General features: G+C 63.1%; 21 protein-coding genes and 1 pseudogene. 11 read left to right on the plus strand and 11 right to left on the minus strand.

The features are described 5' to 3' along the window. Positions 1–28: 28 nt before the first annotated feature. From EJ076_RS24535 to EJ076_RS24545, 3 genes are all read right to left on the minus strand, one after another. Entirely contained in the window at positions 29–784 is a 756-nt protein-coding gene (locus EJ076_RS24535; RefSeq protein ID WP_126069566.1) for an N-acetylmuramoyl-L-alanine amidase, read from the minus strand. Then, complete coding sequence (locus tag EJ076_RS24540; RefSeq protein WP_109668281.1) at positions 781–1,500, minus strand: DnaJ family molecular chaperone; 720 nt, start codon at positions 1,498–1,500, stop codon at positions 781–783. The genes EJ076_RS24535 and EJ076_RS24540 overlap by 4 nt, the downstream gene beginning before the upstream one ends. 142 nt (positions 1,501–1,642) lie before the next feature. Beyond that, positions 1,643–1,903 (minus strand): hypothetical protein, encoded by a 261-nt coding sequence (locus tag EJ076_RS24545; protein ID WP_109668284.1) that lies wholly within the window; start codon positions 1,901–1,903, stop codon positions 1,643–1,645. Between the two features lie 178 nt (positions 1,904–2,081). On the opposite strand from EJ076_RS24545, the gene EJ076_RS24550 reads away from it, so the two are divergent. From EJ076_RS24550 to EJ076_RS24560, 3 genes are read left to right on the plus strand one after another with little or no spacing between them, the layout of a single operon-like run. Next, a complete protein-coding gene (locus tag EJ076_RS24550; protein WP_126069567.1) occupies positions 2,082–5,732 on the plus strand; it encodes a hydantoinase B/oxoprolinase family protein in 3,651 nt (1,216 codons plus the stop codon). 31 nt (positions 5,733–5,763) lie between these two features. Then, positions 5,764–7,062 (plus strand): DUF3419 family protein, encoded by a 1,299-nt coding sequence (locus EJ076_RS24555; RefSeq protein ID WP_126069568.1) that lies wholly within the window; start codon positions 5,764–5,766, stop codon positions 7,060–7,062. Beyond that, a complete protein-coding gene (locus EJ076_RS24560; RefSeq protein ID WP_126069569.1) occupies positions 7,059–7,724 on the plus strand; it encodes a class I SAM-dependent methyltransferase in 666 nt (221 codons plus the stop codon). The genes EJ076_RS24555 and EJ076_RS24560 overlap by 4 nt, the downstream gene beginning before the upstream one ends. A 4-nt stretch (positions 7,725–7,728) precedes the next feature. On the opposite strand, the gene EJ076_RS24565 is transcribed toward EJ076_RS24560, so the two are convergent. Then, positions 7,729–8,673: an NAD(P)-dependent oxidoreductase gene (locus tag EJ076_RS24565; protein ID WP_126069570.1), complete on the minus strand. Its 945-nt coding sequence runs from the start codon at positions 8,671–8,673 to the stop codon at positions 7,729–7,731. Between the two features lie 80 nt (positions 8,674–8,753). Continuing rightward, the gene (locus EJ076_RS24570) at positions 8,754–10,133 is read right to left on the minus strand and encodes a serine hydrolase (RefSeq protein WP_126069571.1); all 1,380 of its coding nucleotides are present in this window, start codon (positions 10,131–10,133) and stop codon (positions 8,754–8,756) included. Positions 10,134–10,363: 230 nt separating this feature from the next. Between EJ076_RS24570 and EJ076_RS24575 the strand changes: the two genes are divergently transcribed. Next, on the plus strand, positions 10,364–11,164 hold the full coding sequence (locus tag EJ076_RS24575; RefSeq protein ID WP_109668294.1) for a GH25 family lysozyme: 801 nt from the start codon (positions 10,364–10,366) through the stop codon (positions 11,162–11,164). Positions 11,165–11,411: 247 nt separating this feature from the next. After that, positions 11,412–12,590: a lytic murein transglycosylase gene (locus EJ076_RS24580; RefSeq protein ID WP_126069572.1), complete on the plus strand. Its 1,179-nt coding sequence runs from the start codon at positions 11,412–11,414 to the stop codon at positions 12,588–12,590. A gap of 84 nt (positions 12,591–12,674) precedes the next feature. Here EJ076_RS24580 and EJ076_RS24585 read toward each other — a convergent pair whose 3' ends face one another. Then, entirely contained in the window at positions 12,675–13,895 is a 1,221-nt protein-coding gene (locus EJ076_RS24585; RefSeq protein ID WP_109668297.1) for an alanine racemase, read from the minus strand. 209 nt (positions 13,896–14,104) lie between these two features. On the opposite strand from EJ076_RS24585, the gene EJ076_RS24590 reads away from it, so the two are divergent. Beyond that, positions 14,105–15,022 (plus strand): DMT family transporter, encoded by a 918-nt coding sequence (locus EJ076_RS24590; RefSeq protein ID WP_109668299.1) that lies wholly within the window; start codon positions 14,105–14,107, stop codon positions 15,020–15,022. Between the two features lie 542 nt (positions 15,023–15,564). On the opposite strand, the gene metF is transcribed toward EJ076_RS24590, so the two are convergent. Together metF and EJ076_RS24600 are read right to left on the minus strand one after the other, a co-directional pair. Continuing rightward, positions 15,565–16,482 (minus strand): methylenetetrahydrofolate reductase [NAD(P)H], encoded by a 918-nt coding sequence (gene metF / locus EJ076_RS24595; RefSeq protein ID WP_126069573.1) that lies wholly within the window; start codon positions 16,480–16,482, stop codon positions 15,565–15,567. Further along, the gene (locus EJ076_RS24600) at positions 16,479–17,501 is read right to left on the minus strand and encodes a metalloregulator ArsR/SmtB family transcription factor (protein WP_126069574.1); all 1,023 of its coding nucleotides are present in this window, start codon (positions 17,499–17,501) and stop codon (positions 16,479–16,481) included. Before EJ076_RS24600 ends, metF begins: the two co-directional genes overlap by 4 nt. A 186-nt stretch (positions 17,502–17,687) precedes the next feature. On the opposite strand from EJ076_RS24600, the gene tsaA reads away from it, so the two are divergent. Together tsaA and EJ076_RS24610 are read left to right on the plus strand one after the other, a co-directional pair. Further along, complete coding sequence (gene tsaA / locus EJ076_RS24605; RefSeq protein WP_126069575.1) at positions 17,688–18,227, plus strand: tRNA (N6-threonylcarbamoyladenosine(37)-N6)-methyltransferase TrmO; 540 nt, start codon at positions 17,688–17,690, stop codon at positions 18,225–18,227. Next, positions 18,224–18,538 (plus strand): DUF2293 domain-containing protein, encoded by a 315-nt coding sequence (locus EJ076_RS24610; protein WP_126069576.1) that lies wholly within the window; start codon positions 18,224–18,226, stop codon positions 18,536–18,538. The genes tsaA and EJ076_RS24610 overlap by 4 nt, the downstream gene beginning before the upstream one ends. Positions 18,539–18,544: 6 nt before the next feature. Here the strand turns inward: EJ076_RS24610 and EJ076_RS24615 are convergent, their stop codons facing one another. After that, entirely contained in the window at positions 18,545–19,048 is a 504-nt protein-coding gene (locus tag EJ076_RS24615; protein ID WP_126069577.1) for a hypothetical protein, read from the minus strand. A gap of 154 nt (positions 19,049–19,202) precedes the next feature. On the opposite strand from EJ076_RS24615, the gene EJ076_RS24620 reads away from it, so the two are divergent. Together EJ076_RS24620 and EJ076_RS24625 are read left to right on the plus strand one after the other, a co-directional pair. Continuing rightward, on the plus strand, positions 19,203–20,165 hold the full coding sequence (locus tag EJ076_RS24620; RefSeq protein WP_126069578.1) for a D-amino acid aminotransferase: 963 nt from the start codon (positions 19,203–19,205) through the stop codon (positions 20,163–20,165). Positions 20,166–20,296: 131 nt separating this feature from the next. Then, positions 20,297–21,136, plus strand: a complete 840-nt coding sequence (locus EJ076_RS24625; protein WP_126069579.1) for an SDR family oxidoreductase — start codon at positions 20,297–20,299, stop codon at positions 21,134–21,136. Between the two features lie 63 nt (positions 21,137–21,199). On the opposite strand, the pseudogene EJ076_RS24630 reads toward EJ076_RS24625, so the two are convergent. Further along, a pseudogene (locus tag EJ076_RS24630) lies at positions 21,200–21,818 on the minus strand (MOSC domain-containing protein). Between the two features lie 4 nt (positions 21,819–21,822). Beyond that, complete coding sequence (locus EJ076_RS24635; RefSeq protein ID WP_126069580.1) at positions 21,823–22,464, minus strand: TetR/AcrR family transcriptional regulator; 642 nt, start codon at positions 22,462–22,464, stop codon at positions 21,823–21,825. A 124-nt stretch (positions 22,465–22,588) separates the two neighbouring features. On the opposite strand from EJ076_RS24635, the gene EJ076_RS24640 reads away from it, so the two are divergent. Then, positions 22,589–23,011: a hypothetical protein gene (locus EJ076_RS24640; RefSeq protein ID WP_126069581.1), complete on the plus strand. Its 423-nt coding sequence runs from the start codon at positions 22,589–22,591 to the stop codon at positions 23,009–23,011. Positions 23,012–23,023: the final 12 nt, after the last annotated feature.

Here is a 23,023-nt window from a genome sequence, read left to right on the forward strand (position 1 = left end):
GGTTGCTTGGGAGAGGCCTCCCCGTGGGTCAGGACCTTATGGAGGCAAGCAGCCTTTGCAGCGTCCGCAGCGTCGAGCCATCGGCAACTCCATCCACCTTGCGCGGCCGGAAATGTCGCTGGAAGGCCTCGACGACGATCTCCGTCTGCCGGTCGAAAATGCCCGATATCTCGACGCCATAGCCGTAGAGCGCCAGCATCGACTGCAACGCCTCGACATCGCCACCGGTGTCGCCGGTTGTCAGCGTGGCTCCTCGCCTGACAGGTGCAGTCGCCACGAGATGGCCGACACCGGCATCGAACAGCGTCCGCCACGGGAACTTCTCGCCCGGATCGACCTTGCGCCCCGGCGCCACGTCGGAATGCGCCAGCACCCGCTCGGCGGCAATCGAATGCCGACCAGCGATCCCCCTGCACAGCCCGATCACCGCATCGATCTGCCGCCTGGGGAATCCGGGATAGCCCAGCGAATGTCCCGGATTGACGATCTCGATGCCGACCGAACAGGAATTGATGTCGGCGCGTCCGAACCACGAACTCTTGCCGGCGTGCCAGGCGCGGTCGCTTTCCCTGACCATCTGCACGATGTGGCCGTTCTCATGGACGAGATAATGCGACGAGACCTCGCTCGCCGGATCGCACAGCCACGCTTCGGCTCCGGCGCCGGTCGCCATGCCGGTGTAGTGCAGCACGATCATATCAGGCTTGAGTGTGTCGCGCCGCGGACCAAAATTCGGCGATACCCTGACCTCGGCACGTGGCTCGTCGGGCAGGAAGCCGCTCATGCGTGGCGCAGGCCCCGCTCGATCATCTCATAGGCGGCATTGATCGCCGCCACCCTGGTCGTCGCGATCTTGATGAATTCCTGCGGCAGGCCGCGCGCGATCAGCCGATCCGGATGATTGTCGGAAACCAGCTTGCGATAGCGCTTCTTGACCTCTTCGAACGGCTTGCCGCGCTCGATGCCCAGCACGACATAGGGATCCCCGGCGCCGAGATTGACGTGCCGTGCCATGATGCTCTCGTAATGGGCCTCGTCGATGCGGAAAATCTCGGCGATGCGGTGCAGGAAGAGCCCTTCGTGCTCATGCACCAACCCGTCGGCCTTGGCGATGTGGAACAGGCCGTCGAGTATGTCTTCCAGCATCACGCAGTTGGAATGCCCGGAACCGCACATCTGCGCCATCCGCTCGGCATAGGTCTCGAAACCGGCCACGTCGCGCTGGGCGAGATCGAACAGCCGCGCCACATTGCGTGTCTCCTTGGGCGGCACGTCGAAGATTTCCTGGAAGGCGCGCACCTCATCCTGGGTGACGATGCCATCGGCCTTGGCCATCTTGGCCGACAGCGCGATCATCGCCACCGAGAAGGCGACACGCCGGCGCAAATCCGCATCGCCGGAGAAAACCGTGCGCACGGCCTCGACGACATCGGCGACACCCGATGAGGCTGAAGATGAAACGCGGGTGATGAATTCGCCGAGGCGATCCCAAATCGACATGGCCTGCTTCTTAGAGCCACCGCCCCTTGCTATCAAGCCGGGACAGTGCCGCAGGCCTGCTGCGGCCAATGCGCGGACAGCATGAAAAAGGCCGACGTGAGCCGGCCTTTCTCATTCATCACACGAAGTACTGCGTTACTGACTACTGCGCGGGCGCAGGAGCTGGTGTTGCCGGAGCCGGCTCGGCAGGCTTCTCGGGTGTGATGCTCTTCGTGGTCGAGTTATCCGTTGCCGGAGGCGTCGCGGCCGGCGGCGTGGCCTCCGGGGTAGCCGGCTTCATCGGCTGTTCGGCGGCCGGCGGGTTGGTACTCTGGGTGGTGGTGTTGTCCGTGCCGCTGTCACTGCAGGCGGCAACGCCAAGCAAGGCCAGCGCGGAAACGGACGCAAGAATGAGCTTTTTCATATCATCTCTCCTTCAACAGACGCTCACGTTCCAGTGAACGCTCGAAGAGGAAATGCATTAGATAGCCATGAGTTTCGTAACGTTGCGTGTCCGCATGTAACATCATGCGCATGGCCGTTGCCGGCCAAGCCATTGCGAACTAACAGATTGCATCGACAAAATGCCGGGAGCATGCCGCATGACCACGAAGTGGGATTTCTGGATCGACCGCGGCGGCACGTTCACCGATGTCATCGGCCGCGACCCGCAGGGCGGGCTGCATCCCCGCAAGCTTCTCTCCGAAAATCCCGAAGCCTATACCGATGCCGCCATCCAGGGCATTCGCGACCTGCTCGGCCTGTCCGCTGGCGACGCGATCCCACCCGGCCTGATCGGCGACATCAAGATGGGCACCACGGTCGCCACCAATGCGCTGCTGGAGCGCAAGGGTGACCGCGTGCTTTTGCTCATCACCAAGGGCTTTCGCGATGCGCTGAAGATCGCCTACCAGGCGCGCCCGGACATCTTCGCCAAGGAGATCATCCTTCCCGAGCAGCTCTACGAGCGCGTCATCGAAATCAACGAGCGCGTGCGCGCAGACGGCTGCGTCGAACAATTGCTCGACATCGCCGCCTGCCGGCCGGCGATCGAACAGGCCAGGGCCGATGGCATCGACGCCGTGGCCATCGTCTTCATGCATGCCTGGAAATACCCCGACCACGAGAAGGCGGTGGCAAAGGTCTGCCGCAAACTTGGTTTCGGCCAGGTCTCGGTCAGCCATGAGGTCTCGCCGCTGATCAAACTGGTCGGCCGCGGTGACACCACGGTGGTCGACGCCTATCTGTCGCCGATCCTGTCGCGATATGTGCAAAGGGTGGCGGGAGAGTTGGGGATTGTTGGAAGCGGCGCCAGCACTGCCGCCGAGGGACCGCACCAACCTCATCTCATGTTCATGATGTCGTCGGGCGGCCTCACCGCCGCCGACATGTTCCAGGGCAAGGACGCGCTGCTGTCCGGGCCGGCCGGCGGTGTTGTCGGCATGGTCGAGACGGCGAAGCTCGCCGGCTTCGACAAGGTCATCGGCTTCGACATGGGCGGCACCTCCACCGACGTCGCCCACTATGACGGCGAATACGAACGTGCCTTCGACACCGAAGTCGCCGGCGTGCGTATCCGCGCGCCGATGATGCGAATTCATACTGTCGCAGCCGGCGGTGGCTCGATCCTGCACTACGAGGCCGGCCGCTTCCGTGCCGGGCCGGATTCCGCAGGCGCCAATCCCGGCCCTGCCGCCTACCGGCGCGGCGGCCCGCTCGCCGTCACCGATGCCAATGTCATGCTGGGCAAGCTGCAGCCCGATTTCTTCCCGGCCATTTTCGGACCCGGCCAGGACCAGCCGCTCGATGTCGAGACGGTGCGGTCAAAATTCGCCGTGCTGGCCGCCGAAATCGGCGACAGCCGTACGCCCGAGGCTGTCGCCGAAGGGTTCGTCACCATTGCCGTTGAGAATATGGCCAACGCCATCAAGAAGATTTCCGTCCAGCGCGGCTATGATGTCACCGAATATCTCCTGAACTGTTTCGGTGGCGCTGGCGGCCAGCACGCCTGCCTGGTCGCCGACGCGCTCGGCATGGAGGCGGTGCTGATCCATCCCTTCTCCGGCCTGCTGTCGGCCTATGGCATCGGCCTGTCCTCGGTCTTTGCCTCGCGCCAGCAGGCGCTGCTCAAGCCGCTTGCCGAAGAGTCCAGAACGGAGATCGGCAACCTCATTGCCATCTTGAGAAAAGCCGTTGTCGCAGAACTCGCGGCGCAAGGCATCGCCGAGAATACGGTCGCCGCGAAGCCGGTGCTGCATATTCGCTATGATGGCACCGACACGACGCTGCCGGTGAATTTCGAGGCAGACTCGATTTTCCAGGCCAAGCGCGATTTCGAAATCGCCCACAAGGCGCAGTTCGGCTTCGTCTACGACGACAAGCCGATGATCGTCGAGACCGTCGGCGTGGAAGGCACCGACACCGGCGGCGCAGGCCGCGACGAAACCGAATCGCAAACCGAAGACCTTGCCGTAAGTCCTTCGCAGACCCGCGAAATCTTCACTGAGGGAGAGTGGCGCGCTTCAGGCATCTTCCGCCGCGAGGCGCTAAAGCAGGGAAACAGGGTTGCGGGGCCTGCCTTGATTATCGAGCCGAACCAGACAATTGCCATCGAGCCGGGCTGGCTGGCCGAAATCACCGCCAGGAACCATGTGCTCCTGCGCCGCGTCGAGAAAAAGCGCCGGCAGGCAGCGCTCGGCACCGAGGCCGACCCGGTCATGCTGGAGGTTTTCAACAATTTGTTCATGTCGATCGCCGAACAGATGGGCGTGACGCTGCAGAACACCGCCTATTCGGTCAACATCAAGGAAAGGCTGGATTTTTCCTGTGCCGTCTTCGACCGCACCGGCGCACTGGTCGCCAATGCGCCGCACATGCCGGTGCATCTGGGCTCAATGGATCGTTCGGTCGAGACCATCATCCGGCTGAATTCCGGCGACATCCATCCCGGCGACGTCTTTGCTCTCAACGCGCCCTACAATGGCGGCACGCATCTGCCCGACATCACAGTGGTGACGCCGGTTTTCGACGATATCAAGCAGCACATCCTCTTCTGGGCCGCCTCGCGCGGCCATCATGCCGATATCGGTGGGACGGCACCCGGCTCGATGACGCCGCTTGCCACCACGGTCGACGAGGAAGGTGTTCTGTTCGACAATTTCCGCATCGTCGATCGTGGAAAATTCCGCGAGAAGGAGCTGGAAACGCTGCTCACTGACCACCGCTACCCGGCCCGCAATCCGCACCAGAACATCGCCGACCTCAAGGCGCAGATCGCCGCCAACGAGAAGGGCGTCGCGGAATTGCGTAAGATGGTCACGCATTTCGGCCTTGATGTCGTCGAGGCCTATATGGGCCATGTCCAGGACAATGCCGCCGAAAGCGTGCGCCGCGTGCTGGAGCGGCTGCCCGATAGTTCGCAGTACGAATACCCGACCGACACCGGCCAGGTCATCAAGGTGAAGATCACGGTCGACCGGCAAAAGCGCGAGGCGACCGTCGACTTCACCGGCACATCACCGGTCATGAAGAACAATTTCAACGCGCCCGAGCCGGTCGCCCGCGCCGCCGTGCTCTATGCCTTCCGCGTCATGGTCGAGGATATGATCCCGATGAATGCCGGGTGCCTCAGGCCCATCAACATCATCATTCCCGACGGCTGCATGCTGAAACCCGCCTACCCCGCCGCCGTCGTTGCCGGCAATGTCGAGACCTCGCAGCATGTCACCAACGCGCTGTTCGGCGCCATGGGCGCCATGGCCAACGCGCAAGGCACGATGAACAACCTGACCTTCGGCAACAAGACATACCAATATTACGAGACGATCTGCTCCGGCTCGCCGGCCGGCCAGATGAACTCCGGCCGCGGCTTTGCCGGCACCTCAGGCGTCCACACCCACATGACCAATTCGCGCCTCACCGATCCCGAAGTGCTGGAGCTGCGCTTTCCCGTAATGCTCGAGGATTTCCACATTCGGGAAGGTTCCGGCGGCAAGGGCAAATGGAGCGCCGGCGACGGCACCAAACGCACCATCCGCTTCCTCGAAAAGATGGAATGCGCGATCCTGTCCTCGCACCGCAACCGGCCGCCGCAAGGGCTGGACGGCGGCAGCGATGGCGAGGTCGGCTCGACCAAGGTCCGCCGCAAGGACGGCACGATCGACATGCTGAAAGCCTGCGACCAGACCGTGTTGCAGGCCGGAGACGCCGTCATCCTGACGACACCGACGCCGGGCGGATTTGGCAAGCTGTAAGGAGGCGTCAACAGGCTGTCACCGGCCTGTCATGACCCTGCGCTACCCGCTTGCGGCAAAGCAAATGGGGAATCATCTTGCCATGACGGACGTCTCCGCAGATCTGGTTTTTCGCCGCGGCAAGGAAGTTGGAAAGGCCGTCTACCAGAACCGCCCGCTGTCGAAGGCCGGCATTTCCGAGCGGCTGTTCGCCTTCCTGTTTTCCGGCCTCGTCTATCCACAGATCTGGGAAGACCCCGACGTCGACATGGAGGCGATGCAGCTTGGCCAGGGCCACCGCGTCGTCACCATCGCCTCGGGCGGCTGCAACATCCTGGCTTACCTCACCCGTTCGCCGGCACGGGTCGACGCCGTCGACCTCAACGCCGCGCACATCGCGCTGAACCGCATGAAGCTGGAGGCCGTGCGCCACCTGCCTTCGCAGGGCGATCTGTTCCGCTTCTTCGGCGCCGCCGACACCAGCCACAATTCGGCAGCCTACGACCGTTTCATCGCGCCGCATCTCGATCCGGTCAGCCGCCACTATTGGGAGCGGCGCAACTGGCGGGGTCGCCGGCGCATCGCCGTCTTCGACAGCAATTTCTACCAAACCGGCCTGCTTGGCCTGTTCATCGCCATGGGCCATCGCACGGCAAAGTTCTTCGGCGTCGACCCTGCCGGCATCATGCAGGCTCGCAACGTCGGCGAGCAGCGCCGCTTCTTCTATGAGGAGCTGGCGCCGGTCTTCGACAAGAAGCTGCTGAAATGGGCGACATCGCGCAAGGCTTCGCTGTTCGGTCTCGGCATTCCGCCGGCGCAATACGATTCGCTGATCACCTCCGGTGACGGCACCATGGCCAGTGTGCTGAAAGCCCGGCTGGAAAAGCTTGCTTGCGATTTTCCGTTGGAGAACAACTATTTCGCCTGGCAGGCCTTCGCCCGGCGCTATCCGAACCCCGGCGAGGCCGCCCTGCCCGCCTATCTCGAAAAACAGCATTACGAGACCATCCGCGGCAATGTCGACCGCGTCGCCATCCACCACGCCAATCTGATCGAATTCCTCGCCAGCAAGGACGCCGGCGCGGTCGACCGTTTCGTCCTGCTCGATGCGCAGGACTGGATGACCGACGACCAGCTCAACGCGCTGTGGGCGGAAATCACCCGCACCGCTTCCGCCGGCGCCCGCGTCATCTTCCGCACCGCAGCCGAGCCTAGCCTCTTGCCGGGCCGCGTCTCCAGCTCGCTGCTCGACCAGTGGGACTATCAGGACGAGGCATCGCGCGAATTTTCGGCCCGCGACCGCTCGGCCATCTATGGCGGCTTCCATCTCTATGTGAAGCGCGCGGCATGAGCACCAGCGAGCTGCCGGCCAGCCATGCCGAACTGATGGACGGCGTCTACCGCTGGCAGCGTCATATCTACGACCTGACCCGCAAATACTACCTGCTCGGCCGCGACCGGCTGATATCAGGGCTCGACGTCCCGGCCGGCGGCACCGTGCTGGAACTCGGCTGCGGCACCGGCCGCAACGTGATCCTGGCCGCGCGTCGCTATCCTGACGCGCGTTATTTCGGCCTCGACATCTCGGCTGAAATGCTGGAGACGGCCGGCGCCGCGATTGCACGCGAAGGCCTGTCCGGCCGCGTCCTGTTGGCTAGGGGTGACGCCACCGACTTTGATGCTAAGGCACTCTTTGGTGTCGAACGCTTCGATCGTGTCTTCGTGTCCTACTCGCTGTCTATGATCCCCGGCTGGGAAAAGACCGTGGCGGCGGCCCTTGCCGCCCTGTCGCCGAGCGGTTCGCTGCACATCGTCGATTTCGGCCAGCAGGAAGGCTTGCCAGGCTGGTTCCGGACCTTGCTGCGCGGCTGGCTGAAAAAGTTCCACGTCGCGCCGCGTGAATCGCTGCGCGAGGTCCTGGAATCGGAATCTCGGCGAACCGGCGCAAGCTTCCGTTTCCGCACGCTTTATCGCGGTTATGCCTGGCTGGCAGTGATCGGCAGGCAAAGGTAAACGGTCATCGAACACCGGTTTTGCTGTCCGCCGCGTGCACGACATCCCACGGCGCCAGCCAGTCTCCCGCCACACGTAACGCGACGTTGGCGTCATCCTCAATGACTTTGCAGACGGTCATTTCCCCGGCGCTGAGACCGTAGCGCTCGCCGGCCAGTTTGAACCGGTCATGGGTCGCACGGGTGAGTTCATTGCGCGTGCCGGTCTCGGTCATCAACTCCTCGATCAGGCCAAGGTCTTTGAGGCAGAGCGCGATCGGAAACGATGGATCGTAGTGGCCGGCGAAGATCGACGGCACATCATGCTGGAGCACAAAACTGTCGGCCGCACCGCCTTTCATGACCCGCCACCAGACCTCCGGTTCCAGTCCTGCCAGCTTGGCGGTCACCATTGCCTCCCCGATGGCAGCGGCATGGATTTTCCAAAGCTGGTTGTTGACCAGCTTTGCCACGTAGCCGTTACCATACGGCCCGACACGCCGCAGTTCGCCCATGGCTTCGATAACCGGCCGCACCGCCTCGACATCGGCATCGGTACCGCCGACGAACATCGGCATGTCGCCGCGGATTGCGGCATCCACCGATCCGGTAACCGGTGCGTCGACCGGACCGCCTCCCTTGGCCTGAAATTCGGCGGCCAAGGCACGCATCAGCTTCGGGCTGCTGGTGGTCATGTCCACCCAGTATTTGCCTGCACACGAAATGGTCAGGAACCCATTTTCGCCACGCACCACCTGCTCGATCTCTCGAGGCCCAAACACCATCGTTACCACGACGTCGCTGCGCTCCAGCACGTCGGCGGGGCTAGTGGCGGGTAGTGCGCCAACCGCCGTCAGCGCATCCATCGACTGCGGACGGATATCGTAAACGACCATCTCAAAACCGGCGCGCCTGATATTGAGCGCAGCATTGCGCCCCATTGTCCCAAGCCCGATAAAACCCACGATCATGATGCATTGCCTCCTGTACCGACACCGAGACTGCACCCTTCGAATGGGCGAGAGATAGCCTGTATGCGAATTGAAAGGTTCTATTTCAGCGCCGTCACCAGCGCTCCCACCATCGTCTGCGGCCGGTAGCCGAGCTTGGCCGGCGTTAGCCCCAGCCGCACCACCACCAGTTGCTCCGAGGGAATGATGGCGACCGTCTGCCCGTCATGTCCCTCCATCCAGTAGGTGTCCTTGGGCAGGCCCGCGGCGACGCCGGCGCCGGGGGTTTCCTCATCGCCCGGGGCCTCGATCCACAACTGGCCCTTGCCGTAGACTTTTGAGGCCGGTGCCGGCTCCCGCATCCAGTCGACGAAGCCGGCCGGTAGGATCTGGTTGCCGTTCCACACCCCGCCTTGCAACAGGAACTGACCGAAGCGCGCCCAGTCATGCGCGGTTGCGTAAAGATAGGACGAGCCGACGAAGGTGCCCTGCTCGTCGGTCTCAAGCACCGCGCTGTGCATGCCCAGCGGCTCGAACAGGGCGGCGCGCGGCCACGTCAGTGCCTTGGCCTTGTCGCCGATCGCGTCCTGCCAGAGGCGCGACAGCATCACCGCCGTGCCGCTCGAATAGGAAAACACCTTGCCCACCTCGGCCGCTAGCGGCTTGGATTCGGCAAAGCCCGCCATGTCGGGTTTGAGGTAGAGCATGCGCGTGACGTCGGCGACGTCGCCATAATCCTCGTTGAACTCCAACCCGCTCGACATCGCCATCATGTCGGCAAGGCTGATCGCGGCGCGGCCATCCGCCTTCCACGGCGCGAACAGCCCCTTGTTGGTGATGGCCATCTTGCCGTCCTTGACCAGCGTACCGACGATGGCGGCGTTCACCGTCTTGGTCATCGACCAGCCGAGCAGCGGCGTCTTGGCGGAAAAGCCGTCGCCATAGCGCTCGGCGACGACGCGGCCATTCTTGACCACCACCACCGCGCGCATGCCGGTGCCGTTCAGCGCCGCATCGTCCAGCAACTTGGCAATCACCGGATCCTGTGATGCCTCGACCCGTTCGCCCTCAGGCCACAGCGCATCCGGGCCGACCGCCGATGGCTCGGCATGGATCGCCGTCCGCCGTACCTTGCCGACATCGCCGTCCGGAACCGATGCACAGCCGAGCCCGTCGCGGGCAACGGCGACGCTCTTGCCGAGGAAGCCAAGCAGGCCCGCCGAGACCGTTCCCCTGTTCTTGTCAACCGAGATCCGCATCAACCGCAGTAGCGGGTGCCCGGGCGCCTGCACGTCGACGGCGAGCACCTCATTGGCGTCGCGACCGGCGATGAAGACGTTCGAACAGACGATCTTGGCCGAATAGCCGGAGCCGACCCGGATCAATTCCGGCGGCGCGATGTAAAGCCAGGCAAAAAGCGCGGCGATCGCCAACACGATCAGGCCAAGCAGCCATTTGACGATCTTGACCACAAACCGCATCTGTTTCCTCCCAGGCTCTCGCCTGAGCCTTATGTCATCGATTTGCCGCCATTGCTTCCGCAAATCATGGTGCTTGTCGAGCGCCGTCAACTGATTATCAACCATGATCGGCGATCACAGGATATGCTGAGCGATGCTGTGGGGCGATCGCTTGGAGGGGGCTCGACCAGGCGGCGGCCATCAGTGCACGGACCCATCAGTGACCGGCTGAATCCGGCTCGGGATTTGCGATGCGTCGTTTTGCGGGCCTTATCATGCTGACGCTGCTTGGCGCCTGCTCGACCGTGGACGATCTCTCGCCGCTGTCGCCATCCGCGTCAAGCAGCCCGACGGTTGCCGTGCGCGCGCCGCGCTTCGCTGATTCCAAACCGCATGAGTGGGAAAGCGGAGCGCCCTGGAACTATGCCGTTCACGGCACCGATGTCTCCAAATACCAGACCTCGGTCGATTGGCCGGCGGCCAGGGCCAGCGGCATCTCCTTCGCCTTCATCAAGGCGACCGAGGGCGGCGATCGTTTCGACGAGTATTTCAACGAGCATTGGGCGCGCACGAAGGCGAACGGGATTCCGCGAGCCGCCTATCATTTCTACTATTTCTGCACCCCGGCTGCGGTGCAGGCGCGCTGGTTCATCCGCAACGTTCCTGTCGATCGCTCGGCAATGCCGCCGGTTCTCGACATGGAATGGAACCCGCAATCGCCGACCTGCAGGCTGCGTCCCGACGCCGCCACGGTGCGCGCGGAGATGACAACCTTCCTTGAAATCGTCGAACGGCACTACGGCAAGAAGCCGATCATCTACACCTCGGTCGACTTCTTCGACGACAACGAACTGTCGAGTTTCCGCGGCTACCCCTACTGGCTGCGCTCCGTCGCCGGCCATCCGCGCGAGAAATATGGCAGCCACCCTTTCACCTTCTGGCAGTACACCGGAACCGGCATCGTTCCGGGCATGACCGGCAAGTCCGACATCAACGTCTTCAATGGTAGCGAAGCCGCCTGGAACAAATGGCTGCGGCAGAACACCCGCTGACACCGGGTTCAACGGCACCGAAGTCGGCTGCAACAAGAGGCTAGGACAGAAGAACCGTTGACACCGGGTCAACGGCAGCGAACCGCCTTCAACAAGAGGCTGCGGCAGAACACCCGTTGACACCAGGCTTGCCGCCTGCTTTTCGACACAGCCAGCGGTAAAGTCTGCAACCGCCGGTACTCCAGAGCTCTGCGCCCCGATGGACGCGCAAGGACGCCCTGGAATTCTGAATGTCGAAAGGAAGCTGATGCGACTGCGTTCTCAAGCCCTCGCGGCGCTGTTCCTGTGCGCCACGGCCTTGCCGGCGATGGCGCAGGAATGTGGCGGCGACTTCGAAGCCTGGAAGCAAAGCGTGGCAGTGGAAGCCAAGGCGGCTGGCGTCGGTCCCGTCGGTCTCGACGCGCTGGAGGATGCCACCATAGACGACAAGGTTCTGGCACGTGACCGCGCCCAGGGCGTCTTCACCCAGACCTTCATCGAATTCTCCAACCGCATGATCTCGGCCTACCGGCTGAAGCAAGGTGCGGCAAACCTGAAGAAATACGCCGACGTCTTCGCCCGTGCCGACCAGCAGTTCGGCGTCCAGGCGCCGATCATCGCCGCCTTCTGGGCGCTGGAGACCGATTTCGGCGCCGTGCAGGGCGATTTCCACACGCTGAGCGCCCTGGTGACGCTATCGCATGATTGCCGCCGCCCGCAGCTGTTCCGGCCTCAGTTGATACCGCTTCTGCAACTGATCGATCGCGGCGTGGTGCCGGCCGATGTCAGGGGTGCCTGGGCCGGCGAGATCGGCCAGACGCAGATCCTGCCGTCCGACTACCTGGCGCGCGGCGTCGACGGCGACGGCGACGGCAAGGTCGATCTGCGCGGCAGCGTGCCGGATGTGATCATGACCACTGCCAACAAGGTGCTGTCGCGTGGCTGGAAACGTGACGAACCCTGGATCCAGGAAGTTCGCGTGCCCGAAGACATACCGTGGGACCAGACCGGCCGCACCAACAAGCTGCCGCTGTCGCAATGGGCGCAATGGGGTGTCACCAACCCCGACGGCACGCCGCTGATCGACAACGGTCTCAAGGCCGGCCTTGCGTTGCCGATGGGCCGCAAGGGCCCCGCCTTCCTCGCCTATGACAATTTCGACGTCTATCTCGAGTGGAACCAGTCGTTCACTTATGCGCTGACCGCGGCCAACCTCGCCGCCCGGTTGGCGGGCGCAAAACAGTTCGACCCGCGCACTCCCGAGACCGGTCTCAACAACGAACAGATGAAGGCGCTGCAGACCAAGCTGGAAGCCAGGGGCTACGATGTCGGCACCGTCGATGGCATCCTCGGCACCAACACCCGCGAGGCTATCCGCAAGGAACAGATGCGGCTAGGTTTGGCGGTGGACGGCTGGCCGACACCGGAGCTGTTGGGGAAATTGTAGGGCAGTAGGGCAGTAGGGCAGTAGGAAAAACTAGCCCGAAGCAGTGACTGCCGCCACTCCTATTGCCTTACTGCCCTATTCCCCTCAATCCGCCATCGTCTCCAAGCTCGCAAAGCCCTGCGGCGCGTCGCCCTCGTCGAAGGGTGTCGTCACCTCGACGAAGGTGTCGGGGTAGAAGCCGTTGAAGCGGGTCCTCAGCGACAGCGAGTAGGCGCCGATATGGCCGATCTCGATCCAGTCGCCGGTGTCGACGGTTTCCGGCAGCCAGAACGGCCGCGACAGGATGTCGACGGAATCGCAGGTCGCACCGCAGACCTTGAACGGCACGATGTTCTTCTCCTCGCCATTGCGCGAGCGGATCGCCGGATCGGGAATGAAACGCGCCGGCAACGTGATCTTGCCGGTCCATGAATCCGACAGCGACGCCCAGATGCCGTCATTGATGTAGAGCCGCTTGCCCTTGCGCAGCAGCACCCGCACGATCAGCGACAGGCAGCGCGCCACGATCACCCGGCCGGGCTCGGCCACCAGCGGCATCTGGTCGAACTGATATTCTTTCAGATCGCCCGACAGCCGCGACATGATCTGGCCGAGCGACGGCATCTCGATCTGCTTGCGATTGGGGTCGTGGCCGTATTCGGCGGGGAAACCGCCGCCGACATCGAGCCCGGCAATATCGAAGGTCAGCCGGTTGCGCACCCAGTCGGCGGAGGCCAGCGCCCGCTCATAGGTGTCGGGATCCTCGATCTGGCTGCCGACATGGAAACACAGGCCAACCTTGTAGCCGGTGCGGTTCAGCCGCTCGGCCAGTTCGACGGCATAGGCCGGCCCTGCGCCGAACTTCTTCGACAGTTCGTAGGCGGCCGATCCTTTCGTCTGGATGCGCACGAACACGCTGATCGAGCCCGGATCGATGTCGAGCGCCCGCACCACCCGTGTCAGCTTGGTGATCTCGTCCTCATGGTCGAGCGAAATGACGCGGATGGCGTATTTCTCCAGCGCCAGCTTGATGTCCGACTGCGCCTTGACCGGGTGCATGTAGAGCATCTCGGCATCGGTAGAGACCGCGCGTACGGCGGCGAACTCGCCCGGCGAAGCGACGTCGAAAGCGTTGACGCCGGCCTCGACCAGGGTCTTCAGCACGATCTGCTCGCCATTGGTCTTGACCGCATAAGCGGTCTTGCCGGGGAACATGCCCATGAACTGTCTGGCATCCGCCATCAGCACCTGCGGGCGGAAGCAATAGACCGGATCGTCCGGGCGAAGCGCCAGTGCCGCCTCGCGGGCATTCTCGAATCGCTGCATGGACGAATCCTTGACCTGAGCTGCGCACAATTAATCCATGCTAGCGGCTAATGAAAACAATTCTGTGTCTCGTGGCACTGACGCAGCGGCGCTAGGTCTTTGCCAGCAACGTTTGCCAGCGATCAGGTTTCGGGTGGCCCTTGTCGCCGAACCCGATATGGCTTCTGCCTGACTGACTGGCATTCAGGCCGTCTGGGAGGGCGACTCACATGGCAATAGCCGCGACATCAGCACCACGCGGGCCGATGGTGCTCAAGGACTGGGGACAACTCCTGCTACTCGGTGCGATCTGGGGCGGCTCGTTCTTCTTTGCCCGCATCGCGGTGGCGGAACTTCACCCGCTGGTTCTGGTGCTGTTTCGCGTCGCCATCGCGGCGATTGCACTGCAGATCTATCTCGGCCTGCGTGGCCCGTCCTTCCGCCTCGCTCTTCCGCATGCCGGCCTTTTCTTCCTGCTGGCGCTCACCAACAACGTCGTGCCCTTCTCGCTGATCTTCGCCGGCCAGACAGAGCTTGGCGCCGGCGTCGCCTCGGTGCTCAACGCAACGACGCCGTTCTGGACGCTGATTCTCGCCAACGCGCTGACATCGGACGAAAAACTCTCCTGGAACAAGCTGGCCGGCATTGCGCTCGGCATCGCCGGCACGGCTGTCATGATCGGCCCCGGCCTGCTCGCCGGGCTCGGCGGCCCGGTCTGGGCCAAATTCGCGCTGATCGGCGCCTCGCTGTCCTACGGCATTGCGCTGATGGTCGCCCGCCGTTTCAAGGGTGTGCCCTCGCCGGTCATCGCCACCGGACAGTTGACGGCGTCGACCATCATCATGATCCCGATCGTGCTCTTCACCTACGGTCCATCGGGCCTGTTCTCGGCCTCGCCACCGGTCTGGGCGGCGGTGCTGGCGCTGGCGCTTCTGTCCACCGCCTTCGCCTACATCCTCTATTTCAACCTCGTCGCCTCGGCCGGCGCCACCAACGCCTCGCTGGTCACGCTCATCGTGCCGGCCAGCGCCATGCTGCTCGGTTTTCTCTTCCTTGGCGAACGTCTAGAGTTGTTCGAAATCGGCGGCGTGTTGCTGATCGCGCTCGGTCTCATCACGATCGACGGACGGCTGCTTGGTCGACGTTAGAGCGCCGCGCGTCCACTGGACGCGCAAAGGACGCTCTAACCACTTAATTGCCCCCGCATCGCGAAAGTCGAATTCGACTTTCGCAGCGGTAGCGCTGCCATGACATGGTAACGACACACCGCCGCCATAATTTATTCACAGGTCTGAAGCCGGATTTTGCCTAGGAGTTTCAACGCTTAACGGCAAAAGGCAGGTCGCAAATCTAGCAATTACGTCGCAATGCAGCACATTTTCCGCTTGCCTGTGGCACAAATGAACCTAGACTCTCAGGCATAGCTCTTTAAGAGGAGGCTATGTCATGGGACTTACGAGGCCTATCAACGCATTGATGATCTGTGCTGCGTTCGCTTTCATCGGAGCCCTTATTATGGGCTTTCTTCCCTGACCCGCCAAGACGGGGAAGACCAGCACCACATAGTCTAAACCATTGAAAAGGCCGGGTTTTTACCCGGCCTTTTTGCATTTCGGGCGCTTCTTCGAGGCTCTCATGGTTCGAGCATGATCTTTTCCGAGAATCGGATTCCACTTTTCGGGATCATGCTCTAAGCCGCAGCCGATCCCGCCGCCTCTGCTTCATGCGAGCGAATGCCTATCATGTGGCAAATGGCGAAGACCAGATCTGCCCGGTTCATGGTGTAGAAGTGGAAATCGCCGACACCACGCTCGACCAGATCCATGACCTGTTCGGCCGCCACCGCCGAGGCCACCAGCGCATGCGTCTGCGGGTCCCGGTCAAGGCCCTCGAACCGCTCCACCAGCCAGCCGGGCACATGCGCGCCCGCCCTCGCGGAAAAGTTCGCGACCTGCCTGAAACTGTGAACCGGCTGGATACCCGGCACGATGGGGATGTAGATGCCGGCGCGGCGGACGCGCTCGACATAGCGCTCGTAGAGATCATTGTCGAAGAAGAACTGGGTGATGGCGCGCGTCGCACCATTGTCGACCTTGCGTTTCAGCATCTCGATGTCGGTGGCGAAATCGGGGCTTTGCGGATGCTTTTCCGGATAAGCCGCGACGGAGATGTCGAAATCCGCGATTGCCTTAAGCCCGGCGACCAGTTCCGCGCCATTCTCGTAGCCACCGGGATGCGGTCGATAGGGTTCGCCGACGCCGGAAGCCGGGTCGCCGCGCAGCGCCACGAACCGGTTGATGCCGATCGACTTGTAATCCTGGATGACCGCATCGACCTCGTCGCGCGTTGCACCGACACAGGTCAGATGCGCCGCGGCGGGAATAGCGGTTTCCGTCAGGATGCGCTTTACAGTACGGGCGGTGCGCTCGCGCGTCGAGCCGCCGGCGCCGTAGGTCACCGAGACGAATTTCGGCTTCAGCGGCTCCAGCCTTGTGACCGTCTCCCACAGCCTTCCTTCCATCTCGTCCGTCTTCGGTGGGAAGAATTCGAAGGAAACCCGGACCTTGTCGCCAATGTCGGGGCGGCGGGAAAAGCGGAACTGGTTCATGCGATTTCCCCTATCGAGTTCGCTTTGGCCTGCCTTGTGTCGTTGGAAGGATCGGCGATCAGGAGGCGCCGGTCGCGGCCAAGCCAGAGTTTCACGGTGAGCCTCGCCTCGTTGCCGCCGCGCGGCTCGAACTCTTGGGCATCCTCGAGATCGAGTCCGGCTTCCGCAAACCAGTCGGCGATCTGCCGGTCGGAAAAACCGAGCCGCATATGCGCGTGCTCCTCGCGCAGGAATTCCAGCGCATGCGGCGCGAAATCGACGATGACCAGCCGCCCGGCTGGACGCAAAAGCCGCGCCGCCTCGTGGATGGCGCGGGCGGGATCGTCGAGATAGTGCAGCACCTGATGGATGGTGACGAGATCGAAGGCATCGCGCTCGACCGGCGGCGCGAAGATGTCGCCCTGCCGCACCTGCGCATTCGAAACGCCGGCCTTGTCGAGATTGGCGCGCGCCACGGTCAGCATCTCGCGCGACATGTCGATGCCGACACCGCGCCGATAGAGCGGCGAGAAGATTTCGAGCAACCGCCCGGTGCCGGTGCCGAGATCGAGCATCGACTGGAACGGCCGCTTGCCCACCAGCTTCAACATTGCGGCTTCGACGGCGCGGTCCGGCACATGCAACGAGCGGATATGATCCCAGCCCGCAGCATTCACGGAAAAATACTCGACCGCCCGGTCCTGCCGCTTGCGCTTGACCGAAGCTAGGCGCTCAAGATCGCGCTCGACCTGCGGATCGGCACCGCGAATGCCGGAAACCAGCCCCATGACGAAGTCCCGCGCGGAATCCGCGTCCGACAGGCGGAAGAAGGCCCACGACCCTTCCTGGTAGCGGCCGATCAAACCGGCCTCCAGCAAGAGCTTCAGGTGCCGCGAAACGCGCGGCTGCGACTGGCCGAGAATTTCGGTAAGGTCGGAAACGGTGAGGTCGCCGCGCGACAACAGTGCCAATATGCGCAGCCGGCTGGATTCGGCCGCCGCCTTCAATGTATCCACCATGGTGTCGAGCGAGACATGCATCAGCGTATTCTCTTTGAAAAGATATAAACATATGTTTATGTCGATTTTCAAAACCTTGCAAGCGCTATGTCGCTTCCGGACAAGAAAATGGCGCATGCGTCGACTCGCGATGCATGTGGCCCAAAAGTGGGTCGCGGTTTTGGGGCAACGACATGCACGAACAAAAAGATGCGAGATGAGAGCAGGATGACCGAAACGCGTGAGATGTTCGAGACGCGCGAAGGCGAGCAGAGGCTGGAAAACGATCCGGCATTGATGCCGCCGGATGGCGGGATCGTCTTCATCGGCCGCATCGCCTCGCCATGGACGACGCGCGAAACCTGCCCGAAGAACATGCGCACAGCGCGCGAGACCGGGCAGAAGGCGGTGCTGACCATCGACGCGCCCTATCGCGATGGCCTGCAGGGGCTGGAGCGCGCCAGCCACGTCATCATCCTGTCCTGGCTGCATCACGCGCCGCGGACTCTGATTGTGCGGAAACCGCGCCATGCGGCTGAAGCGAAAGGCGTATTTTCGCTGCGCTCTCCTGCTCGCCCGAACCCTATCGGGCTGCATATCGCCAGGCTGATTGCCGTCGACATCGGTACCGGCCGCATCGATCTCGACGCCATCGATGTGCTCGACGGCACGCCGGTCATCGACATCAAGCCTTATTTCGCCTCGACCGACGCCATACCGGAGGCGACCATCGAAGGACGCGACGAGCCCAATGGGGTTCGGCGATGACAGCGCCGACCGGCCGCCGTCGCGCCATCGCCAAGGCGCTGACCGTACTTCTGCCGCTGGCGCCCTATGCCGATATGGAGAAGATCCGAACCGACGCCGGCGCGGTTCACATGAAGACCTTGCCGCCGGGCATCGCCGTATGGCTGGCGACCATTGCCCATATCCGCCACATGCACACGGATTACGAAAAACTGCTCGCCGAAGGCTACGATCGCGACTCGGCGCGTTTCTTCGTCATCGAGCAGACCAACATCGTGCTCACCCGCTGGCGCGCGACACGCCTGCTCGACGCCGACGACGAGGAGGAATGAACCTCGTCATTTGCGCCTCAGAACGGCGACCGCATTGTAGGGCTGGCCGTCGGCCTGGCCGACCCAGGTCCAGGACAGGTTTCCCTTGAAAAACCTGACGGTGATGTTGCCGCCGTCGATGCACTTGTCCTGACCGTAAGTGATGCTCTCGTGGTATTCCGCCGAAATATCGTCCCTGGACGTCTGCGACAGGGATCCGCCGCAGCCGAGCGACGGATAGTCGATCGACGCATTGCCATCGTTGATCGTCATGGCGATCGGCCAGTCGGCCCCAGCATCGCCGGCCGGGCTCTGGTGCCCGCTGCCGACCCAGGTGCCGCTCAGCGACGGCAGATTCACCGCACAAGGCACGTTCTGGAAGATCGGTGTCAATTCGCTGCCGGTTTTCTCGCAGCGATAGGTCTGGCCGCTCTGGCACAATTCCTCGCCTTCGCGCGCGCACTGGGCGCTGGCTTCGCCCGCAGCGCCGAACATCGTCATGGCTGCTATGACGGCCCCAAGTCTGCCCATCTTCCCCCTCCGTTCAGAGCGCGCAATGTAAGGCAATTCCGATCCAATGTATCGGCGAGATCGTCATCGAGGCCGAACAGCGCCGGGCGGGTGGCTCTATGCCTTCTGCGCACCGCCGGTAGCCTACTGATCCGCCCTGGTTGGAGGAGGCCCGATGAGCCAGACGATAGCAACGCCCGATGCGAAGCCACTGCCTGCACTTGGCGCTCTCCATATCGACCCGCATTCCTATCCCGAGGGCGTCGCTTTCCTCGACGGCCAGTACCTGCCGATGTCGCAAGCCAAGATCTCGGTGCTGGACTGGGGTTTTCTGCATTCCGACGCCACTTACGACACCGTGCATGTCTGGAATGGCCGTTTCTTCCGCCTCGATTTGCATCTCGACCGCTTCTTCGGCGGGCTGGAAAAGCTGCGCATGACCATTCCCTTCGATCGCGAAGGCGTGACCGAAATCCTGCACAATTGCGTGGCGCTGTCGGGTCATCGCGCCGCCTATGTCGAGATGCTGTGCACGCGCGGCGCCTCGCCGACCTTCAGCCGCGACCCGCGCCAGGCAGTCAACCGCTTCATGGCGTTCGCCGTGCCGTTCGGCTCGGTCGCCAATGCCGAGCAGTTGCAGCGCGGCCTGCGTGTCGCCATCAGCGACAAGGTGCGTATTCCGCCGGCCTCGATCGACCCGGCGATCAAGAACTACCACTGGCTCGATCTGGTGCGCGGCCTCTACGATGCCTATGACCGCGGCGCCGAGACAGCAGTGATTCTCGACTTCAATGGCAACGTCGCCGAAGGCCCGGGCTTCAACGTCTTCTGCGTCAGGGATGGAAAACTGTCGACGCCTTCCATTGGCGTGCTGCCCGGCATCACCCGCCGCACGGTCTTCGACCTGTGCGCCGAAGAAGGTCTTGCCGCCACCGCCACCGATGTTAGCGTCGCCGCATTGCGCGAGGCAGACGAGGTTTTCATCACCTCGACCGCGGGCGGCATCATGCCGGTGACGGAGATCGACGGCGTCCGGATTGCGCACGGCAAGGTCGGCGCGATCACTAGCCGGCTGATGGCACTCTACTGGCAAAAGCACGACGACCCGGCATGGTCGTCTCAGGTGAATTACCCCTGATCAAGGGGCCTCTTGTTCAAAAAGAATCCCCCCGCCTCTGGAAAATCACGGGATAGGCCGTATATGCCGAAAGCGGAGAAGCCTCCGCTTTCACCAGAAAATTGCGCCCGCAGGGGCAAGGATTCCACATCATGACAAACAAGGTTTGGTTCATCACCGGATCGTCAAAGGGCTTTGGCCGCGTCTGGGCCGAGGCGGCGCTCGCGCGTGGCGACAGCGTTGCGGCGACCGCCCGCGATGCCGGCACGCTCGCCGATCTCGTCGAGACGTACGGCGACAAGATTGCCGCGATAAAGCTCGACGTCACCGACAAGAAAGCCGTCGATGCCGCTGTCGCCGAGGCGCACAAGCGCTTTGGCCGGCTCGACGTCGTCATCAACAATGCCGGCTACGGCCATTTCGGCGCCATCGAGGAGGTCAGCGAACAGGAAGCCCGCGACCAGATCGAAACCAATGTCTTCGGCGCGCTGTGGGTGACCCAGGCCGCGCTTCCGATCATGCGGGCGCAGCGGTCCGGCCACATCATCCAGATCTCGTCGATCGGCGGCGTCAATGCCTTTGCCTCGCTCGGCCTCTACCACGCCTCGAAATGGGCGCTGGAGGCTTTCAGCCAGTCGCTCAGCATCGAAGTCGCGGAATTCGGCATCCATGTGACGCTGGTCGAACCCGGCGGCTTCTCCACCGACTGGGCCGGCCCGTCTGCAAAGGTGTCCCAACCGATCGAGGCCTATGCGCCCGCCCGTGCCAAGATGGCCGAGCGCCGCGCCAATTCGGTCGCCGGGGATCCCGAGGCCACCGGGCCGGCCATGCTGGCCATTGTCGATGCGGTCGAGCCACCGCTCCGGGTGTTCTTCGGCGACGGCGGCCTGCCGATGATACGCCAGGAATACGCCAACCGGCTTGCCACCTGGGACAAGTGGGACCACGTGTCCGTCATGGCGCAAGGCGCGAAGAAAAACCGCAAGGGCTAACGCCCAGTGAATTTGGCTACGCCGCCACGGCGGCGTAGCCCCTGCCCTCTGCTTGCCGCACAGCTATGCCGAATAGATCCATTGCTCCGGCACCCGCACCGATATTTCCTCGCCGGCCTTGATGGTTCCCGGCTTCTCGACCCAGGCGACGACACCACGCAACCGCTTCGCCATTTTTGGGAACAACAGCGCGCCGGCTTCGACGTCGGCCATTCCGGCATTCTCGGCGATCGATCGGCCGGCAATGCGGCAAGGTCCGTTCTGCGCGTCGACCTTGATGGTCACGCCGTCCTTGAAGAACAGCAACGTGCCGGCCGGCAGCATGGAGAGGTTCGGCACTCCCTCGATCACCAGATTGGCGCCGATCCACTCCGGCTTGATCTCGGCCAGGCCCATCCGTTCGGCGACAACCGCCAGCTCGTCCGCTGCCACTATGGACAATTGCCGTTCGTTACGCATTTCGGTGCCGCGCGGATACCAGGGCTCGCGCCCGCCCGAACGGCGCGTCGGACCAGCATGGAAATCGCCTGATATGCCGTCGAAGCCCAGCCGCAATTCGTCCACCGGGCGCGTCTGAAAATGATCCGCTGGCGCCACGTAAAGCGCTGCCGCTTTGGCGGCAAGCTTTCGCGCGGGGGGTGATTTCAACAGGCTTTTCAGCCTCGGGGAAGAGATCCAGCATGGCTTCATTCCTTGGATGATGCCGCCTGGTTTTGCCCTTCGGCCGGCAAGGCCGCAAGAGCGGTTTGGGCCAAAACGCGCAACTCTTCGACCGAAGCACCGTCCCGCGCCTGGATCGACATGCCGTTCATGACGCCAGCCAGGTATTTGGCGAACCCCTCGGCCGACGGGTCCGCCGGCAGGTCACCCACCGCCCTGCCCCTGGCCAGCCGCTCTGCGATCGACGCCTCGCTCGCCTTGCGGTAGTGCTTGAGTTCATCGGCAATGGCTTGCGCCTGTGGCGAGGCTGCCAGCGCGCCGCTGACGAACAGACAGCCACCAGGCTTGCCGGGCCTAGAATATGCTTCGGCCGCACCGAGCAGCAACCGCCGGATCGCCTCCCGCGTCGAAACCGGCGCGCTCAGCGCGTCCAGCGCAAAGCCAATCTCGGTCTCGTGGTAGCGCTTCAGCGCCTTGCGGAACAAAGTCTCCTTGTCGGTGAAGGCGTTGTAGATCTGCGGCGGCGTCAGCCCCATCGCTTCGCGCAGCATGGCCAGCGACGTCGCCTCATAACCATGCTCCCAGAACAGATGCATCGCCGCATCCAGCGCCCGGTCGGGGTCGAACGCGCGCGGCCGGCCGCCGCGGGGCTTTTCCGAATTATCCATATCGATCGATACGAAACCTGTTGACTCGTCTTCTCCATATATCGTACCAATCGATACGAAACATGGCAAGCCGGAAGACATGTCCGCCGGAAAGTCCGTGGAAACCAGCAAAATGGGGAGCCAAATGCCAATAACCGTGACCGCGCCGGAAGGAATACTGACCCCAACGGGAGAGCGAGACATCCTGCCGCGTCTCAGCGCCGCCCTCATCGAAGCCTCCGGCGCCACCGGCAATTCGTTCTTCACCGCCATCGTCGGCGGCACGGTCCACATCTTGCCGCCTCACCACATCTATGCGGGCGGCGCCAATCGGCCTGTCGTCATGGTGGAATTGAAATTGCCCAACATCGGACTTGGCTCGGTCGAAGCCCGCAAGGCCTTCATCACCGCAGCCGCAGGGATTGTCGCCGAACTCTGCGTGCCGGGGCACCGGCCTGAAAACACCTGGATCAACATCGTCAATGCGCCCGACGGCGGCTGGGGCATCGGTGACAGACAATATACGGGCGACGTGCTCATCGCTGCCGCCACCGCAGCCGCGCACTGACTTGGCCAGCTC

The organism is Mesorhizobium sp. M7D.F.Ca.US.005.01.1.1 (assembly GCF_003952545.1).
Taxonomy (GTDB): domain Bacteria; phylum Pseudomonadota; class Alphaproteobacteria; order Rhizobiales; family Rhizobiaceae; genus Mesorhizobium; species Mesorhizobium loti.

Coding starts and splice junctions, on each gene's coding strand:
- metF (WP_126069573.1), bottom strand. CDS start 16,482: ATGAACCAGTTCCGCTTTTCCCGCCGCCCCGACATTGGCGACAAGGTC.
- EJ076_RS24575 (WP_109668294.1), top strand. CDS start 10,364: ATGCGTCGTTTTGCGGGCCTTATCATGCTGACGCTGCTTGGCGCCTGC.
- EJ076_RS24565 (WP_126069570.1), bottom strand. CDS start 8,673: ATGATCGTGGGTTTTATCGGGCTTGGGACAATGGGGCGCAATGCTGCG.
- EJ076_RS24620 (WP_126069578.1), top strand. CDS start 19,203: ATGAGCCAGACGATAGCAACGCCCGATGCGAAGCCACTGCCTGCACTT.
- EJ076_RS24625 (WP_126069579.1), top strand. CDS start 20,297: ATGACAAACAAGGTTTGGTTCATCACCGGATCGTCAAAGGGCTTTGGC.
- EJ076_RS24550 (WP_126069567.1), top strand. CDS start 2,082: ATGACCACGAAGTGGGATTTCTGGATCGACCGCGGCGGCACGTTCACC.
- EJ076_RS24560 (WP_126069569.1), top strand. CDS start 7,059: ATGAGCACCAGCGAGCTGCCGGCCAGCCATGCCGAACTGATGGACGGC.
- EJ076_RS24615 (WP_126069577.1), bottom strand. CDS start 19,048: ATGGGCAGACTTGGGGCCGTCATAGCAGCCATGACGATGTTCGGCGCT.
- EJ076_RS24640 (WP_126069581.1), top strand. CDS start 22,589: ATGCCAATAACCGTGACCGCGCCGGAAGGAATACTGACCCCAACGGGA.
- EJ076_RS24635 (WP_126069580.1), bottom strand. CDS start 22,464: ATGGATAATTCGGAAAAGCCCCGCGGCGGCCGGCCGCGCGCGTTCGAC.
- EJ076_RS24590 (WP_109668299.1), top strand. CDS start 14,105: ATGGCAATAGCCGCGACATCAGCACCACGCGGGCCGATGGTGCTCAAG.
- EJ076_RS24580 (WP_126069572.1), top strand. CDS start 11,412: ATGCGACTGCGTTCTCAAGCCCTCGCGGCGCTGTTCCTGTGCGCCACG.
- EJ076_RS24555 (WP_126069568.1), top strand. CDS start 5,764: ATGACCCTGCGCTACCCGCTTGCGGCAAAGCAAATGGGGAATCATCTT.
- EJ076_RS24545 (WP_109668284.1), bottom strand. CDS start 1,903: ATGAAAAAGCTCATTCTTGCGTCCGTTTCCGCGCTGGCCTTGCTTGGC.
- EJ076_RS24610 (WP_126069576.1), top strand. CDS start 18,224: ATGACAGCGCCGACCGGCCGCCGTCGCGCCATCGCCAAGGCGCTGACC.
- EJ076_RS24570 (WP_126069571.1), bottom strand. CDS start 10,133: ATGCGGTTTGTGGTCAAGATCGTCAAATGGCTGCTTGGCCTGATCGTG.
- EJ076_RS24540 (WP_109668281.1), bottom strand. CDS start 1,500: ATGTCGATTTGGGATCGCCTCGGCGAATTCATCACCCGCGTTTCATCT.
- EJ076_RS24585 (WP_109668297.1), bottom strand. CDS start 13,895: ATGCAGCGATTCGAGAATGCCCGCGAGGCGGCACTGGCGCTTCGCCCG.
- tsaA (WP_126069575.1), top strand. CDS start 17,688: ATGACCGAAACGCGTGAGATGTTCGAGACGCGCGAAGGCGAGCAGAGG.
- EJ076_RS24600 (WP_126069574.1), bottom strand. CDS start 17,501: ATGCATGTCTCGCTCGACACCATGGTGGATACATTGAAGGCGGCGGCC.
- EJ076_RS24535 (WP_126069566.1), bottom strand. CDS start 784: ATGAGCGGCTTCCTGCCCGACGAGCCACGTGCCGAGGTCAGGGTATCG.